At 52.6% G+C, this 17,540-nt stretch carries 11 protein-coding genes; 3 read left to right on the forward strand and 8 right to left on the reverse strand.

All coding sequences use genetic code 11. The annotated features are described in order from the left end of the window. Positions 1-186: 186 nt before the first annotated feature. The 7 genes from KGP25_RS02710 to KGP25_RS02740 form a co-directional block, all read right to left on the reverse strand. Positions 187-2,445, reverse strand: coding sequence for a hypothetical protein (locus KGP25_RS02710; RefSeq protein WP_223539918.1), 2,259 nt, complete (start codon positions 2,443-2,445; stop codon positions 187-189). A 205-nt stretch (positions 2,446-2,650) separates the two neighbouring features. Further along, positions 2,651-3,472, reverse strand: a complete 822-nt coding sequence (locus tag KGP25_RS02715; RefSeq protein WP_223539919.1) for a DUF4238 domain-containing protein — start codon at positions 3,470-3,472, stop codon at positions 2,651-2,653. Between the two features lie 364 nt (positions 3,473-3,836). Beyond that, on the reverse strand, positions 3,837-5,384 hold the full coding sequence (locus tag KGP25_RS02720) for an MFS transporter (RefSeq protein ID WP_045908036.1): 1,548 nt from the start codon (positions 5,382-5,384) through the stop codon (positions 3,837-3,839). Positions 5,385-5,463: 79 nt separating this feature from the next. Then, complete coding sequence (locus KGP25_RS02725) at positions 5,464-6,486, reverse strand: Gfo/Idh/MocA family oxidoreductase (protein WP_223539920.1); 1,023 nt, start codon at positions 6,484-6,486, stop codon at positions 5,464-5,466. A gap of 12 nt (positions 6,487-6,498) precedes the next feature. Next, a complete protein-coding gene (locus KGP25_RS02730; RefSeq protein WP_048027907.1) occupies positions 6,499-7,566 on the reverse strand; it encodes a Gfo/Idh/MocA family oxidoreductase in 1,068 nt (355 codons plus the stop codon). Positions 7,567-7,577: 11 nt separating this feature from the next. Then, positions 7,578-8,747 carry a Gfo/Idh/MocA family oxidoreductase gene (locus KGP25_RS02735; protein WP_048225340.1) on the reverse strand — a complete coding sequence of 390 codons (1,170 nt, stop codon included), beginning with the start codon at positions 8,745-8,747 and terminating at the stop codon, positions 7,578-7,580. Between the two features lie 16 nt (positions 8,748-8,763). Further along, positions 8,764-9,915 (reverse strand): Gfo/Idh/MocA family oxidoreductase, encoded by a 1,152-nt coding sequence (locus KGP25_RS02740; RefSeq protein ID WP_223539921.1) that lies wholly within the window; start codon positions 9,913-9,915, stop codon positions 8,764-8,766. A gap of 192 nt (positions 9,916-10,107) precedes the next feature. Here KGP25_RS02740 and KGP25_RS02745 point away from each other — a divergent pair, with 192 nt between their 5' ends. Continuing rightward, positions 10,108-11,166 carry a LacI family DNA-binding transcriptional regulator gene (locus KGP25_RS02745; protein WP_048027913.1) on the forward strand — a complete coding sequence of 353 codons (1,059 nt, stop codon included), beginning with the start codon at positions 10,108-10,110 and terminating at the stop codon, positions 11,164-11,166. On the opposite strand, the gene msrA is transcribed toward KGP25_RS02745, so the two are convergent. Continuing rightward, the gene (gene msrA, locus KGP25_RS02750) at positions 11,167-11,808 is read right to left on the reverse strand and encodes a peptide-methionine (S)-S-oxide reductase MsrA (protein ID WP_048027915.1); all 642 of its coding nucleotides are present in this window, start codon (positions 11,806-11,808) and stop codon (positions 11,167-11,169) included. A gap of 224 nt (positions 11,809-12,032) precedes the next feature. Between msrA and tamA the strand changes: the two genes are divergently transcribed. Both tamA and tamB read left to right on the forward strand, forming a co-directional pair. Continuing rightward, a complete protein-coding gene (gene tamA / locus KGP25_RS02755) occupies positions 12,033-13,766 on the forward strand; it encodes an autotransporter assembly complex protein TamA (protein WP_045908043.1) in 1,734 nt (577 codons plus the stop codon). After that, entirely contained in the window at positions 13,763-17,539 is a 3,777-nt protein-coding gene (tamB, locus tag KGP25_RS02760) for an autotransporter assembly complex protein TamB (RefSeq protein ID WP_223539922.1), read from the forward strand. The genes tamA and tamB overlap by 4 nt, the downstream gene beginning before the upstream one ends. Position 17,540: the final 1 nt, after the last annotated feature.

A 17,540-nucleotide genomic window follows, 5' to 3' on the forward strand; every position in this document is an offset into this window, starting at 1 on the left:
ATTTATATGTTGCGATTTATTATAGAGTGTAGCGATGAAAAATCAAGGCAGATCGCTACATCTAATCAGGCTTAAAGGGATATTTGATGTGTAGCGATTAAGGATGCTTAATCGCTACACTATATTTTAGTAGCATATCAGTATGCGGATAAAAGTGAGGTGAGTGGCATAATCTCTGGCTAACAATTACTCCCTTGAAAATATGTCATCAACACCATCAAACCCGTTATCCTGATATCCACCATGTTGAGTATATTCTTGTCCATCCCAATCAGAATAATTTTCGATATTGCTCTCTATTATTGATTGTACATCAATATTATCAATAATGTCATCAATTTCACTTTCGTTAAAAACTATCGAGCTTTCGGATAACATATCCTTAACCATATCCTTTGCTTTCGATTTAATTAAATAACTCTCCTGCTCATCATAATACTCGCTAAATTCATTACTTTCTGAAATAAATTCATGCACAAAATCATACCAATACTCTAATAAAGAGGTACGGATATCACCCAGTAATTCATCGTCACTGATAACATTGGAAATATGGCTTAAAATATTTAAATCTTCATAATCAAGATCGTCGCCACTGGTTAGTAACGTTAACTTTGTGTATTCTTGTGTTTTTTTATAACCTATCCAATCTATATCATTTAAAGATAACCAATGAATTATTTTTGCAATCCTATAATTATATTTTGTAAAATATTTGCTTAAGGGGAGGGTATCTGTATTTAAAATCCTTGCTGCTTTTAATTTAACACTATGTGATAAATTATTATTAGATATCATTAATTCAATAAGTTCAATGATATAGTCTTCAGTTTTGTTGCTATGAATGTTACTTAATAAGGTATCTGCGATTTTGTTCGCATCATTTGGTGCAATTTTTTTATTTAGTAATGTGTTTAAATTGTTAAGTGATTGTATAGATGAGAGTGCTAAGAAAAATGATGGTATAAGCGATAGGTTATCATTTATTTTAGCAATTAAATAATCAGAAATTGATGGGTTTAGCACATCGTATATCGCGTCTTTGCCTTCCTCCAATTTGCGTTGTAATGTTGATTTAACTGCATGTAATATGCAGGATTTAAAATCAAGATAATCATTTCGTGAGCGATCGAAATTTATTATTTCTAACAAATTATCATAATTCTCACTTAGCTCCTTTTCAGATATTTTTCCGTTATTTAGCGATACGAGATAAGTTAAATAAAATACACATTTAGGTACTTGTTTCGTAAGCATATAATCCCAAATAGCTGTGGGATTGTCTAAACTCTCAACTATATATTCCCAGTAATGTTCTGGCTCAAGATGCGAAACTTTATCATAATCTGTAATAAATGAAATTAACCGGGGGTTATAATTTTTATGCGAAATTATTTTTCTATATCTTTTTTCTTTCCAAATGCATTCTTTGAATTCCTCTGGCAGTTCGCTAAACCACAAGTGATTATAAAGAACTTTAGCTTTATCTATTATATCAAGGTTTTTTACCTCAACCTCATATTCATGCTTTTCAGTGTTATTAATAAAAAATAATTCACTTGATGCTTTTCCTTGATTTAGTATAGTCGTTCTGGAGGTAAGAATTAATTTTTTTTCGGGTTTGAAACGGATTCTATTTATAAATCTAACTATCTTTGAATCCTCTTTGTTTCTTAATGCTTCTAAATAGTTTCTTCCAAGAAAATCATCATAAAGGAAAAGTTGTTTTGTATCTGGCTCAATGATTTTGTCACCTTCCTCTATGTCGCTTTCTATATAAACTAACTGATATCCTTCTAATATATAATTAAGACATAATTGTTCCGCAAGAGTTGTTTTTCCAACACCTGGCTCGCCGGTAATTATAAGGGTGTTGAAATGTTCAATTTTATTCTTAGCTGTGGCGAAATCTCGTGTTTCTACGTATTTTTCTGAATTTATTTTTATTTGCTCAAGAATATGACTACTTTTTCCAATAATGTCATTATGCAATATTGATGTTAAAACAGAAGTGCTGTTAAGCCAGAGCTTATAGTACTTACGTTCGATATTTTTATATTGAGATAATTTATGTGTTATATCTTCAATTGAAAATATATCATCACTCCGGAGATATCTACTTCCAAATATACTGATTATCTCATTCTTTCTAACATCTGTTAATCCTTGTCCGATAGCCAATATATAACGTGAAGGATTGATTCTTGCAACCTTTGCTGCTTCTTTTTTCAAATTATTAATTAAAGCAGAGTAGCTTGAGTTAACATAATGTTTGCTTTGGATAATGACCTTATTCCCACCTATATAAAATCTACCATCCATACCGCTATCTCGTCCAGGCATAAATCTTTCTATATTAGTACCAGGCATTTCAATTTTAATTAGATCAATTACCAGGTCTTCAAAGTCTTTATCATTAAGTCTGGAAAAATCATAACTATTCATAATCCCTCTCAAAATCGTTACTTTTTATAATTGTCTCGTATTTTGAAGTTATATGTAAAGCTGAATTTTATAGAAATTAGTGGTGCGTCATTTTTTAGCAATAATCGGCTACCAGTTTTGAATGGGAGTACTCATATGGTTGCCAAGTGATATGTTTACATATATAAATTTATAGTTAATGCGTGTTCTTTAGATTATAAATTGATCATGGATACCTTGCGATATTATCTTGTGCATCAAGTATGAAAAAATGATCGTTATTAGAAAAACACTTTTCATTCGAGGAAAGCATTATCATTGTGTTTAAATCTGCGATTGTTTTATCTGTTGCGTTATGAATTGGACTTAATTTCATTTCTTTACATCCAAAAAGAAATGTATTTTTATTTAACGGGGCTAATATCATTGACCCTGGAGTAGCTAATCCATATGTTTGCAATCGATTATGAGATAAAATAAAAGGTGAGTCACTTGTGATGGTATTAATTTTATTTGGTGCTTTGATTAGTGAGTAATTGAATTGAGGAAGGTAATAAGAGGCAATTTTGGTTTGTTTGAGTTCATATTCAATAATGTCATCGATAATGTAATCCCTCACTGACATGCCTAAGGTAACATTCCTTTGATTAAGATCTTTTTTCATTGATTCGACTATTTTTCGTTCTTGCCTTAGAGGTGTTTCGATATTATTTCTATGTTGTGGGTTTCTTAAAAATAAAGACGATAACAACCAGATTAAACCTTCATCTTCGGAATTAATTCCTTTACTCGTATCTATGGTCTCTAAAAACTCACCTATACGTGTCTCGACTGTATTACCGTACCATTCTTCAATTAGGAACGGACGTATATTTTCTTCTAATTTATAATAATTATTGCTCACACATGCATCATTAGGGTTTGTACCATGTTTAAATCCAGGCTTATTTTTTGGAAATGCCCAGAATAAAGATGTCCTTTTACCTTGATTGGTAAAGCCTTTCAGATAGCATGCAGGGATGTAATGATGTTTTTTGGGATAACTCATCAGGTTTCTTCCCTTGAAAAGTAAGAAAATTATATCTTCTACCGACCCGTACTTTAATCATAATATCTTGATCTTTTCAATAGTTATAGCTAAGGTCCAAATTCCATCAAACTCGCACCAACACTGACATACTGCCCCAGTAAAGTGGATTCAAAATGGCTGTTTAACATAGTTTATCCGGCTTCTCGCCAGATCCTCAGAAGGGGAGTTGATACCATTTGTGTGGAAACACATTGAACACCAGCTCGTAGCGTTGAGCCGATTATTTCAGCGGGTAGTATAGCGTAAAGAGATGTAAATCTGCCAGAGGTCACATTTTTGGCATAAAACAGACCGGACAGCGGGCGCTGTCCGGTACATCACGTTATTTCACGGTAGACAGGCGGACATCGCCCACCGCCCGACGGGTGGCATCGCCTCCCCATACCTGATCGTATTCATAGCCCGTGAGCTGTTTAATCACCACGCGGGTGCTGGCATCGCAGTCGCGGTAATCGCCACCCAGCTTACGGCGCGCAATCTCCTTGAGGAGCAGCTTGTGCGTCTCACGGGTGAGCTTGAACCTGTAGGTGGTGAAGAAGCTTACCGCCAGCAGGGCTGCCGTGGCGAAGATCATCAGGCCGATAATCGCCCCCAGCGCGCTTTCAGGCTGCGCGCCGCTGCCCTTCACAAAGCCGGATTCCTGCAGCACCAGGCCAATAATCATGATGGCAATCGCCACGGTGCTCTTGCGGGTCAGGACCATCACCCCGGCAAAAATCCCTTCGCGGCGCTGCTGGGTCACCATCTCGTCAATATCCGGAATGAAGCTGTAGATATTCCACGGAATATAGTAGAGGCCAGAGCGGGCGGCACCGAGCAGAATAAAGACCGCGGAGAACAGCAGCGTCGGTACCTGCGTTTTGGTGAGGTAGACCGTAAACAGGAAGGCCAGCACCAGGAAGATACAGCCGTAGGAGAGCCGCAGGGCGGCAGACGGCGTGACGTTCAGCCGGTTCAGCAGCAGCATAAACCCATAGGTGCCGGGTACCGAGGCGAAGGCCGCAATGCTCAGCCAGCCGGATACCGCAGCCGCATCCTGGCTCAGACAGTACACGACATAATAGGTAAAGACCGAACCGAACACGTCCATCGCCGTGAACGAAAAGATATAAATAATAATATGCAGGCGGAACGCGCGGATACGGAAGGAGGAAAAGAGATCCAGCACCAGATATTTCAGGTGATTCAGTAGCCCGCCGCTGCGCTGGTTATCCACTTTAAAACTGGATTCCTGCTGCACATCCTTCGCTTCCCAGGTGGTGTACCAGGTAATAAATACCGCAAGGCAGAACACGCAGGAAAATATCAGCCCGGTGAGGGTATAGGTAAACGGATTATCTTTCCCCGTGAACTGCATAATCACCCCGGGAACGGATACCGCAAGAAAACCGCCCAGTTGGGAGCAGATCATCCGCACGCCGGACAGACGGCTACGCTCTTCATACCGGTTCGTCATCTCAGCCGCCAGGGTCTCCCATGGGACCAGCACCATCGCCGACAGCAGCTCAATAGAGAGGTAGGTGCCCAGGTAGTACCAGTAACCCATGTCCGTCAGCCATAACAGGGCATACAAAAACATGAGCGGTGAACTGAGTAATAAAAAGAAGCGGCGACGGCCAAATTTACGCCCGAGCCAGGTATCCCCGAAGTTATCGGTGATATAACCCATTATCGGGCTTAATAGCGCATCAATCACGCGGGCAATGGCGAATATCGATCCCGCTTCAATGACCGAGAGTCCGCAATAGGTGGTGTAAAAAAATAACAGCCAGGTGCCGATAATGGCGAAAGCGCCTCCGCCAAAAAGATCGGTTACGCCGTAGCCGAGTGCTACGCCATAACCCACTCTACGTTCAGTTGGTTTGACCATAATAATATCCAGTGTAGGGTAATGATTAACCCGTTTTTCGGGTCGTTTTTTTATTGAGTGCTGGAATACAAATTACGTTCTAGTTATTGATATCTATCCATTGTCTTAATTGAGATGAGCGGTAAATAGCCTCCACAAGCGTGAGTGAATGTCCGGCTTCACGGATGTTGGTGTAATCCGTGTGCCCCGGGTGGGTGATGGCGTGATAAAACCGGCGGATCGCCTGCTCGTGCCCCAGTCCCCAGTAGCTTTTGACCGAGCCGTCGGGAGAGTCATCGCTGGCCAGCCTGAGGCGCTCGCCGCGGGTGATGCACCAGAGCACGTTGTTATGCAGCAGCAGCGAGCCCTTTTCGCAGTGGATCTCCATCAGAAGCGGGGAATCGGTGGTATTGCAGTTGCTGGCGTAAAACAGGCCGCGCGCGCCGTTGGCAAAGTGCAGCGTGGCCATTGCGCTGTCTTCCCCTTCGGTCACGTCCGCCAGCTCGCCGCTGTCCACCACGCCTTTCACGCGCGTTACGCCACCGGCAAACCACTGCATCAGGTCGAGGGTATGAATGGCCTGGTTGATCAGCAGGCTGCCGCCTTCCGTTGACAGCCGCCCGCGCCACGGGCTTTCGGTGTAGTACGCGCCCGAGCGTGACCACGTCAGCACGGCCTTAATGCTGTGCATTTTTCCCAGCCCGCCCTCCTCCAGCATCTGGCGAATGCGCAGGCTGGTGGGGTTGAGGCGGTTCTGGTAGCACACGCCGAGCAGACCCGACGCCTGTTCGGCGGCGCGGGTGATATCCACGAGTTCGCTGCTGTTCATGCCCACCGGTTTTTCGCAGAAAACATGCTTCCCGGCGGCGAGCGCCGCCAGGATCATGCTTTTATGCTCGAAATGCGGCGTGCAGATGTGGACCACGTCAATGGCATCATCCAGCAGCATTTCCCGGTAATCCTGATAGAAGCGGCACTGATAGCGCATTGCCAGCTCCAGCCCTTTGACGCTGTCGATGTCGACCAGCGCGCGTAGCGCGACGTTGGGGAGCAGGCGCAACGCATTCACATGGCAGCCGTGAATCGCTCCGGCACCGATAACCGCCGTGTTCAGGATCGTCATTGTCGCCTCCCGTTATTCCGTCGCGTTGGCCAGCATCTGGGCCTTCACGCAGAGCTCGGCCGCTTTGAAGGCGTGCGCCTGCGTCATGGCGTTTTCGGTACGATGCAGACAGTCGAGGATCAGTTCGCCAAAGAACGGGAACCCGACCTGTCCGGCGACCGGATAGCGGAATTCCCCCTCTTTATTGACGAGATAAACCACGTCCTGCTCGCCGCGGGTGAGATCGACATATTTGCGGATCTCGATATACCCGTCGGTGCCGAGCAGCGTCAGACGTCCATCGCCCCAGGTTGAGAGTCCGTCGGGGGTGAACCAGTCGCAGCGGAAATAACCGCTGGCGCCGTTTTCGCCCCTGATTGTTGCGTCACCGAAATCTTCAAATGCCGGATGCTGCGGATGGTTGAAATTGCGTGCCTGACTGGCGACCACGGTGGCGTTACGGTTGCCCGTGTAAAACAGAAATTGCTCAATCTGGTGGCTGCCGATGTCGCACAGAATGCCGCCGAAGTAGCGACGATCGTAGAACCAGTCCGGGCGGCCGGTCCCTTCCCGGTGCGGGCCTGTCCCCAGGGTTTGGACGACGCGGCCAATGGCCCCCTGCTGCACCAGCTGTCCGGCAAACACCGCGCTCTCCACGTGGAGACGTTCGCTGTAGTACACGGCGTATTTCCGGCCGGTTTTCTCAACCATCGCTTTGGCATCCGCCAGCTGTTCAAGGGTGGTGAGCGGGGCTTTATCCGTGAAGTAGTCCTTGCCGGCCGCCATCGCTTTTAGCCCCAGCGCGCAGCGCTCTGACGGGATGGCCGCACCGGCCACCAGGCGCACTTCGTCGTCGTTGAGTATCACCTCCAGCGACTCCGCCACGTTGACCTGCGGGTATTGCTGGATAAATTTATCCACTTTTGCCGGATCGGGGTCGTACACCCACTTCAGCGTGGCCCCGGCTTCAATCAGGCCGTTACTCATGCCGTAGATATGGCCGTGGTCGAGCGCGGCAGCGGCAAAAACAAACTCCCCCTCGCGGACAACCGGCTGAGGTTTACCCACCGGCGCGTAGTTCATTCCGTCATTTTTGTTCATGGTGTCACTCCTTAATCCAGGTCTTTGCCAAGGGGAATCGCACCCACTTCGCTGAAGTTGGCGACGCTTGCGGATTTTTCATAAAAACGGGGAGCAAGGGCGCTCGTCCCACCGGTACGGTAAAACGGGTCGTCGCGCTGAATCGGCAGCGAGACCACGGTGCGGGTAATGGCGGATTTATAGATCGCGGCGATCAGTTCCAGCGAGCGTTTGCCCTGTAACCCATCCACTAACGGTGCCGTGCCGTGCTCGATGGCAGAAAGCAGGTCATTAATCTGCCCGGCGTGCAGCGTCCACTCGAGCTTCGGCGTCTGCTTAAACACCGCGTCGAGCTGCGCTTCGCGCTGCTGGTCGTGGGTTTCCTGCGGGAAGCCGTTATCGGCGCTGACGCTGGCAAAGGCCTGCCACGGCGCGGAGATGCGTGCCTTCTCACCCTGAATAATGATTTTCTGATCTTCCCCGTGGTGCACGACCGAGGCGGTAAGCTGGGTGAGCGCACCGCTGGGGTATTTGAAGATTGCGGCGCTAAGGTCTTCGACTTCAGCGTTGTCGTGCGCCACGTTGGTCATCATCGCCACCACCTCGGACGGAAAGCCCAGCATCCACTGGATGGCGTCGATGTGGTGAACCGCGTGGTTAAGGGTGCAGCCGCCGCCCTCTTTTTCCCAGGTGCCGCGCCACCACAGGTCGTAATAGCAGTGTCCGCGCCACCAGAAGGAGTCCACCTGCGCGTGGCAAACCTTGCCCGCAAGCTCCGAATCCAGCGCTGCTTTTAAGCGCCAGAAGGCATCGGTAAAGCGGTTTTGGGCAATGATGGAGAGCATTTTGCCGCTGGCCTTTTGTGCGGCGATCATCGCGTCGCACTCCTCCAGCGAGGCGGCCATCGGTTTTTCGCACAGCACGTGGCAGCCCGCGTTCAGGGCATCAATGCTGATCTCTGCGTGGACGTAGGGCGGCGTGCAGACGTCGACGATATCGATATCCGGTTCTGACGCCAGCATCTGCTGGTGGCTGTCATACACGCGGGCGTCCGTCAGGCCGTAGCGCGCTTTTTTCTCGTGGGCTTTTTCCGGATAAATATCAACCAGCGCGACGATCCGGCAGCGTTGGCCAAACTGCAAATAGCCCTGAATATGGTTGTGCGAGATATTCCCTGTTCCCACAATAGCGACATTTAACATTCATTCTTCTCCGGAGTTACCAGGTGCCTGAGGCGTCCAGCGTGACGCTGGCTGTCTCTTTAGCCACTGAGGTGCTGATGCGTTGTTGAAGCAGGCGCAGATACTGTTTTTCGTTGAGCGGGAACTCGACCCAGTCGTCCGTCCAGGTGGAGAGGTGCATGGCGTTGGAGAGCGTCAACCCGTGGATCCCTTCCAGACCCGGCGCAATGAGCGGCTCGCCGCGCAGGATGGCGGCACAGAAGTTGGTGGTAATGACGTGGTGTTCGCTGCATTCCGGGGCCACGGGAAGCGTGACCTCCCAGCATTCAGGCTCGCCAAAACCGTTCTGCCAGCGGGCGTTGAAGGCGGTTTCAGATTCCCGCAGCCGCCAGTAGCGCAGCTTGCCCTCTTCGACGACCACCTTGCCGCGATCGCCGACGATTTCCAGCCGGTTGGTTCCCGGCGTTTCCGCCACGGTGGTGATGAACACGCCCGTCGCGCCGTTGGCATATTCGGCATAGGCGGTGACGTCGTCTTCCACTTCGATATCGCGATGCTTGCCGAACTGGCAGAACGCGCGCAGACGGACCGGCATACCGACCAGCCACTGCCAGAGATCGAGCTGGTGCGGGTCCTGATTGAGCAGCACGCCGCCGCCTTCTCCTTTCCAGGTGGCGCGCCAGCCGCCGGAGTTGTAATAGCTCTGCGAGCGATACCAGTTGGTGATGATCCAGTTGGAGCGGCGGATCTCACCCAGCTCGCCGCTGTCGATCAGATCTTTCACCTTCTGGTAGAGCGGGTTCGGGCGCTGGTTGTACATGATGCCGAACACCACATCGCACGCCTGGGCGCAGGCGTTCATCTCCTGTACCTGGGCGGTATACACGCCCGCCGGTTTTTCACACAGGGTGTGGATGCCGTTGCGCATCGCCAGCATCGACAGGCGCGGATGCTCGTAATGCGGCGTAGCGACAATCACCGCGTCGATAAGCCCGCTCTGGAGCATCTCCTGCGCGTCGCTGAACACGGGGAGGGTGCCGACCAGCTGGCGAATGGCCGGATGCTTTTCCGGCGCATTATCACAAACTGCGGCAAGGCAGGCGTCGCTGACCGTACCCGCCAGTAAATAACGCGCGTGGACCGTACCGATATTACCTATTCCAATAATGCCAAAACGTACCTTCTCCATGTCACACCTTAATTTCAGTTGAAATGAGTGATGACCGGAAAATAGGAAAGGGGAGCGGTAGCGACAATGTGTTTTTGTGAGAATACTCGCAAGGTGATTAAGTAATCTCCAGGCGTTTTGAAATTTGGTTTTAAAATCAAAGGACTGTTTCTGCAAATATTTGCAAAAACTGAATGAGAGCGAGGTCACACTATGCCGGGCAAGTTAAAAATGGAGGAAATTGCGGCCCTGACGGGCTATTCCGTCAGCACGGTTTCGCGGGTATTAAGCGGCAAGTCTTACACCAGCGATAAAGCCAGGGAAGCGATCGTTCGCACCGCGCGGGAGCTCGGTGTGCTGGAGTCTATGGCGAGCGGAAGACTGCTCATTAACGGTATCGCTGTTTTTGCACCGGAAAGAACCTTTCAGGGACGCGGGGATATTTTTTATCTGGAAGTGACGAAAGGAATTGCTGAAGCCTGCGCGCGGCATAATGTGTGGGTCACGTGCTGTGGTTTAGAAGAGCAGCACGCCGATGTGAAAGTCTTTATGGAAAAGGCCAGCCATAAGAATATTAACGCGATAATTATTATTGGCACTGATGATTCCACCATATTTAAACTGGCAAGCACCCTGAATAAGCCCTGCGTGTTAATTAATTCCGTTGACCGGGATCGGGTACTGGATTCCGTGTCACCCGATCACCGGGCGATCGGCTTCACCACCATGCAGTACCTTTTCGAGCAGGGGCATCGCCGCGTGCTCACGCTCACCTGCCTGCGGCGGGATACGCTGTACGCGCGTCTGGACGGCATCAAAGAGGCGTACCGTCATTTTCATGTCGCCTTCGATCCCCAGCGCGATTTGCTCGTGACGGAGTGGTTTACCGCAGAAGAGGCCGAGCAGGCGCTGGATGCGTGGTTAGTGAATCATGACCGCTCGCAGTGGCCGGAGGTGATTTTCCCGAACAGTACCAGCATGACGGAAGGGGTGGTAAGGGCGTTGACGCGACACGGGCTGCGGATTCCGGAAGACATTTCGCTCATCACGACCGATTTTGCATGGAATTTAGCGCACCGTCTGGAAAAACCGGTCACGGGCGTGACGGTGCCCTGCCGCGAGCTGGGTATTGAGGCCGTCCATCTGCTGCAAACGCGGCTCAACCGACCGCAGGCACCGGTCTTTAACCTGCTGTTGCAGGGCAAAGTGATGGATTACGGCTCGGTCAGCAATGCCACGCGCCACGCGGCTCGCGTGGCGCTGGATCAGTGATCAGGCCAGCTGTGGCGGCAGGCAAACGCCGATGCCCCCAATGCCGCAGTAGCCGTACGGGTTTTTATGCAGATACTGCTGGTGATCGTCCTCGGCGTAGTAGAACGGTTTCGCCGTCGCGATTTCCGTGGTCACCTCGCGCGTATCGCCCGCTTCACGCATGGCCTGCTGGAAACGCTCCAGGCTGGCGCGCGCGGCGGCATCCTGCTCAGGCGTGAGCGGATAGATAGCCGAACGATACTGCGTGCCGTGGTCGTTGCCCTGACGCATGCCCTGCGCCGGGTCGTGATTCTCCCAGAAGACCTGCAGGAGCTGTTCGTAGCTGATTACCGCAGGGTCATAGACCACGCGTACCGCTTCCGCATGGCCGGTTTCGCCGGAGCAGACTTCGCGGTAGGTTGGATTTGGCGTGTAACCGCCCGTGTAGCCGGCTGCCGTGCTGTAAACGCCAGGCAGCTGCCAGAAGAGGCGCTCAACGCCCCAGAAACAGCCCATGGCGAACAGGGCGATTTCCATGCCATCGGGCACGTTGGTCATAGAATGGCCATTGACGGCGTGTAAGGTCGCTACAGGCATAGGGGTGTTGCGTCCCGGTAATGCATCTGCTTGTGAAACCAGATGCTTTTTGTCGAATAAACTCACGATGGGGCCTCCCGGGGTGCGATGTTTCAGTTAAGGTTGTCACGAAGCGTTTAATTGAACACAATAAATGCGCTGAATGAGACTAGATTTAATCATAAGAAATATTTGGGTGTTACACCCATTTTCAACCCGCGATTCGGGTTTTTGGCCATCAGGCCGTATTTTGCCGCGGAGCGGCACTTCATTTGCTTCCAGGGTGGAAACAGGGATATTCAGGAGAAAACGTGACAAAAATCCGCCAGTTATGTTTAGTCAGTGTGTTGCTGACAAGCGGGATTGCCAGCGCGGCGAATGTCCGTTTGCAGGTTGAGGGGTTATCCGGGGCGCTACAAAAAAACGTACGTGCGCAGTTATCGACCATCCAGAGTGATGAGGTGACGCCGGACCGGCGTTTTCGCGCGCGTGTCGATGATGCGATCCGCGAGGGGCTGAAAGCGCTGGGTTATTACGAACCCACCATTGATTTTGACCTCCGTCCGCCTCCAAAGAAGGGGCGCCAGGTGCTTATTGCCCGCGTTTCGCCGGGCGAGCCGGTGTTGATTGGCGGCACGAACGTTATCCTGCGCGGCGGGGCGCGTACCGACCGGGATTACCTGGACCTGCTCAGCACGCGGCCGAAAATCGGTACCGTGCTTAACCACGGCGACTACGACCATTTCAAAAAAGAGCTGACCAGCGTTTCCCTGCGTAAGGGCTACTTTGACAGCCAGTTCAACAAAAGCCAGCTGGGCATTGCGCTGGCGCGACGTCAGGCCTTCTGGGATATCGACTACGACAGCGGAGAACGTTACCGCTTTGGCGACGTGACGTTCGAAGGTTCGCAAATTCGTGAAGAGTACCTGCAAAACCTCGTGCCCTTCAAAAAAGGGGACTACTACCAGTCGAGCGACCTCGGAGAGCTGAACCGACGCCTCTCCGCTACCGGCTGGTTTAACTCCGTGGTTGTCGCACCGGAATTTGATAAGTCACGCAAAACCAAGGTGTTGCCGCTGCATGGCGTTGTTTCGCCGCGCACCGAGAACACCATTGAGACCGGTGTGGGCTACTCGACGGACGTGGGGCCACGGGTGAAAACCTCGTGGAAAAAACCGTGGGTGAACTCGTACGGCCACAGCCTGACCACCAGCCTGAGCCTCTCTGCGCCCGAGCAGCAGCTGGATTTCAGCTACAAAATGCCGCTGCTGAAAAATCCGCTTGAGCAGTATTACCTTCTGCAGGGCGGCTTTAAGCGCACCGATTTGAACGACACCGAGCAGGACTCGACGACGCTTGCGGTCTCCCGCTTCTGGGATCTCTCCAGCGGCTGGCAGCGCGCCATTAACCTGCGCTGGAGCCTTGATCACTTTACCCAGGCTAACGTCACCAACACCACTATGCTGCTTTATCCGGGGGTGATGATCAGCCGCACCCGCTCGCGCGGGGGCCTGATGCCGACCTGGGGCGACTCACAGCGCTACTCCATCGATTATTCCAACACCGCCTGGGGCTCCGACGTGGACTTCTCCGTCTTTCAGGCGCAAAACGTCTGGATCCGCACGCTGTACGATAAACATCGCTTTGTGATGCGCGGCAATCTCGGCTGGATAGAAACGGGAGACTTCGAGCGCGTTCCGCCGGATCTGCGCTTCTTCGCCGGGGGCGACCGCAGCATTCGCGGGTATAAGTACAAATCGATCTCACCTGAGAACGAAAAGGGCCAGCTGACCGGTGCGTCAAAACTGGCGACGGGCTCGCTGGAGTACCAGTACAACGTCAGCGGAAAGTGGTGGGGCGCCATGTTTGTTGACGGCGGTGAAGCGGTGAACGATATCCGCCGCAGCGACTTTAAAACCGGCGCGGGCGTCGGCGTGCGCTGGCAGTCACCCGTCGGGCCCATCAAGCTCGATTTCGCCGTGCCGGTGGGTGACAAAGATGAACACGGATTACAGTTTTACATCGGTCTGGGGCCTGAATTATGAGTTTATGGAAGAAAATAAGCCTCGGAGTGCTGATCTTTATCGTGCTGCTGCTCGGTACGGTGGCGTTTCTGGTAGGAACGACGACCGGGCTGCATCTGCTGTTTAACGCCGCGAACCGCTGGGTACCGGGGCTGGAAATTGGCCAGGTGACGGGCGGCTGGCGTGACCTGCGCCTGAAGAACATCCGCTATGAGCAGCCGGGCGTGGCGGTTAACGCCGGGGAGTTTCACCTGGCGGTGAAGCTGGGCTGTTTGCGGGACAGCAAGCTCTGCGTCAACGATCTGTCGCTAAAAGATGTCAACGTGGCGATAGACTCGAAGAAAATGCCGAAGTCTGCGCCGGTTGAAGAAGAGGACAGCGGCCCACTGAATCTCTCCACGCCGTACCCGATCGCGCTTTATCGGGTCGCGCTCGATAACATCAATATCAAAATCGACGACACCACCGTGTCCGTGATGGATTTCACCTCCGGCCTGCGCTGGCAGGAGAAAAACCTCACTCTGACGCCAACGTCCCTGCAGGGCTTGCTGATCGCGCTGCCGAAAGTGGCCGACGTGGCGCAGGAAGAGATCGTCGAGCCGAAGATCCAGAACCCGCAGCCGGAAGAGAAGCCGCTGGGCGAAACGCTGAAAGACCTCTTCTCGAAGCCTGTGCTGCCGGAAATGACCGACGTTCATCTGCCGCTGAACCTTAACATTGAGGAATTCAAAGGCGAACAGCTGCGTCTGACGGGCGATACCGACCTGACGGTCTATAACATGCTGCTGAAGGTCAGCAGCATTGACGGCAACATGAAGCTCGACGCGCTGGATATCGACACCAACCAGGGCTCGGTGAATGCGTCAGGTAATGCCCTGCTGCGCGACAGCTGGCCGGTGGATATCACGCTGAATAGCACCCTGAACATCGACCCGCTGAAAGGCGAGAAAGTGAAGGTCAAGGTGGGCGGGGCGCTGCGCGATAAGCTCGATGTTGGCGTGAATCTCTCCGGCCCGGTGGATATGGCCCTGCGTGCGCAAACCCAGCTGGCGGAAGCCGGGCTGCCGCTCAATCTTGAGGTTGTCAGCAAGCAGCTTTCCTGGCCGTTCACCGGCGAAAAGCAGTTCCAGGCCGATGACCTGAAGCTGAAGCTGAGCGGCAAGATGACCGACTACACGCTCTCGTTCCGCACCGCGGTGAAGGGGCAGGGCGTGCCGCCCGCGAACATCACCCTGGATGCGAAGGGCAACGAACAGCAGGTCAACCTCGACAAGCTGACCGTCGCGGCGCTGGAAGGTAAAACCGAGCTGACCGCGCTGCTCGACTGGCAGCAGGCGATCAGCTGGCGCGGCGAGCTGAAGCTGACGGGCATTAACACCGCCAAAGAGGTGCCGGACTGGCCGTCGAAGCTCGATGGTCTGATCAAAACCCGCGGCAGCCTGTACGGCGGCACGTGGCAGATGGACGTGCCGGAGATCAAGCTCACCGGGAACGTGAAGCAGAACAAGGTAAACGTTGAAGGCTCGGTGAAAGGCAACAGTTATCTGCAGTGGGTTATCCCGGGCCTGCACGTGGCCCTGGGGCGCAACACGGCGGATATCAAAGGCGAGCTGGGGGTGAAAGATCTTAATCTGGATGCCACCATCGACGCGCCGAATCTGGATAACGCCCTGCCGGGGCTTGGCGGTACGGCGAAAGGACTCGTGAAGGTGCGCGGCACGGTAGACGCACCGCAGCTGCTGGCGGATATCACCGCCAATAACCTGCGCTGGCAAGAGCTAAGCGTTGCCCGCGTCCGCGTGGAAGGGGATGTGAAATCCACCGACCAGATCGGCGGTAACCTGAACCTGCGCGTGGAGCGTATTTCTCAGCCGGACGTGAACATCAGCCTGGTCACCCTGGACGCTAAAGGGAACGAGAAGCAGCACGACCTGCAGCTACGGGTGCAGGGCGAGCCGGTCTCCGGCCAGCTTCACCTGACCGGCAGCTTCGACCGCAAACAGGAGCGCTGGAAAGGGACGCTGGATAACACCCGTTTCAATACGCCGGTCGGGCCGCTGGCGCTGTCGCGCGCCATTGCTCTGGACTACCGCAACGCCGAGCAGAAGATCAGCATTGGGCCGCACTGCTGGACCAACCCGAATGCGGAACTGTGCGTGCCGCAGACCATCGATGCGGGCGCGGAAGGGCGCGCGCAGATCAACCTCAACCGCTTCGATCTGGCGATGCTAAAACCGTTTATGCCGGAGACCACGCAGGCGAGCGGCGTCTTCAGCGGGAAAGCCGATGTCGCCTGGGACACCACCAAAGAGGGCCTGCCTCAGGGCAGCATCACGCTGTCCGGGCGTAACGTGAAGGTGACGCAGGAGGTGAATGACGCGCCGCTGCCGGTGGCCTTCGACACCCTGAACCTGAGCGCTGACCTGCATAACAACCGTGCGGAGCTGGGGTGGCTGATTCGCCTTACCAATAACGGTCAGTTTGACGGGAAGGTTCAAATTACCGACCCACAGGGACGGCGAAATCTGGGTGGCAACGTCACTATCCGCAACTTCAACCTGGCGATGGTGAACCCGATTTTCGCACGCGGGGAAAAAGCCGAGGGCATGGTGAATGCCAACCTGCGCCTGGCGGGCAATGCGCAAAGCCCTCAGCTGTTCGGCCAGCTGCGGCTCAGCGGCGTGGATATTGACGGCAACTTTATGCCGTTTGACATGCAGCCCAGCCAGATCGCCATGAACTTCAACGGCATGAGCTCGACGCTAAGCGGCTCGGTACTGACGCAGCAAGGGCAAATCAACCTGAGCGGCGACGCGGACTGGAGCCAGCTCGATAACTGGCGCGCCCGTATTGCCGCGAAAGGCAGTAAGGTGCGCATCACCGTACCGCCGATGGTGCGTCTGGACGTCTCGCCTGATGTGGTCTTTGAAGCCACGCCAAGCCTCTTCACGCTTGACGGTCGCGTCGACGTGCCGTGGGCGCGCATCGTGGTTCACGATGTGCCGGAAAGTGCGGTCGGCGTCTCAAGTGATGAAGTTATGCTCAATGAAAATCTGAAACCTGTCGAACAGAAGAGCGCTGGCATACCGATTAATAGTAACCTTATCGTGCACGTGGGGAATAACGTGCGGTTGGATGCGTTTGGGCTGAAGGCGAGGCTTACGGGCGACCTGAAGGTGGCGCAGGATAAACAAGGGCTAGGCCTGAACGGGCAAATCAATATTCCTGAAGGGCGTTTCCACGCTTATGGTCAGGATCTGATTGTCCGTAAAGGCGAGCTGCTGTTCTCCGGTCCACCGGATCAGCCTCTGCTGAACATCGAAGCGATTCGTAACCCGGAAGCGACGGAAAACGACGTCATTGCTGGGGTACGCGTCACCGGTTCTGCTGACGAACCGAAGGCGGAGATCTTCTCTGACCCGGCGATGTCCCAGCAGGAAGCCCTCTCTTACCTGCTGCGTGGACAAGGTCTCGACAGCGGTCAGAGCGACAGTGCGGCGATGACCTCGATGTTAGTAGGGCTGGGGGTTGCACAAAGTGGGCAGGTTGTGGGTAAAATCGGCGAGACGTTCGGCGTAAGCAATCTGGCGCTGGACACCCAGGGCGTGGGTGACTCCTCGCAGGTGGTGGTCAGCGGCTATGTACTGCCGGGTCTGCAGGTAAAATATGGTGTGGGGATCTTTGACTCACTGGCAACACTCACGTTACGCTATCGCCTGATGCCTAAGCTATATCTGGAAGCAGTGTCCGGCGTAGACCAGGCACTTGATCTGCTCTATCAGTTTGAGTTTTAGC

The organism is Enterobacter sp. JBIWA003, assembly GCF_019968825.1.
Lineage (GTDB): Bacteria > Pseudomonadota > Gammaproteobacteria > Enterobacterales > Enterobacteriaceae > Enterobacter > Enterobacter quasiroggenkampii.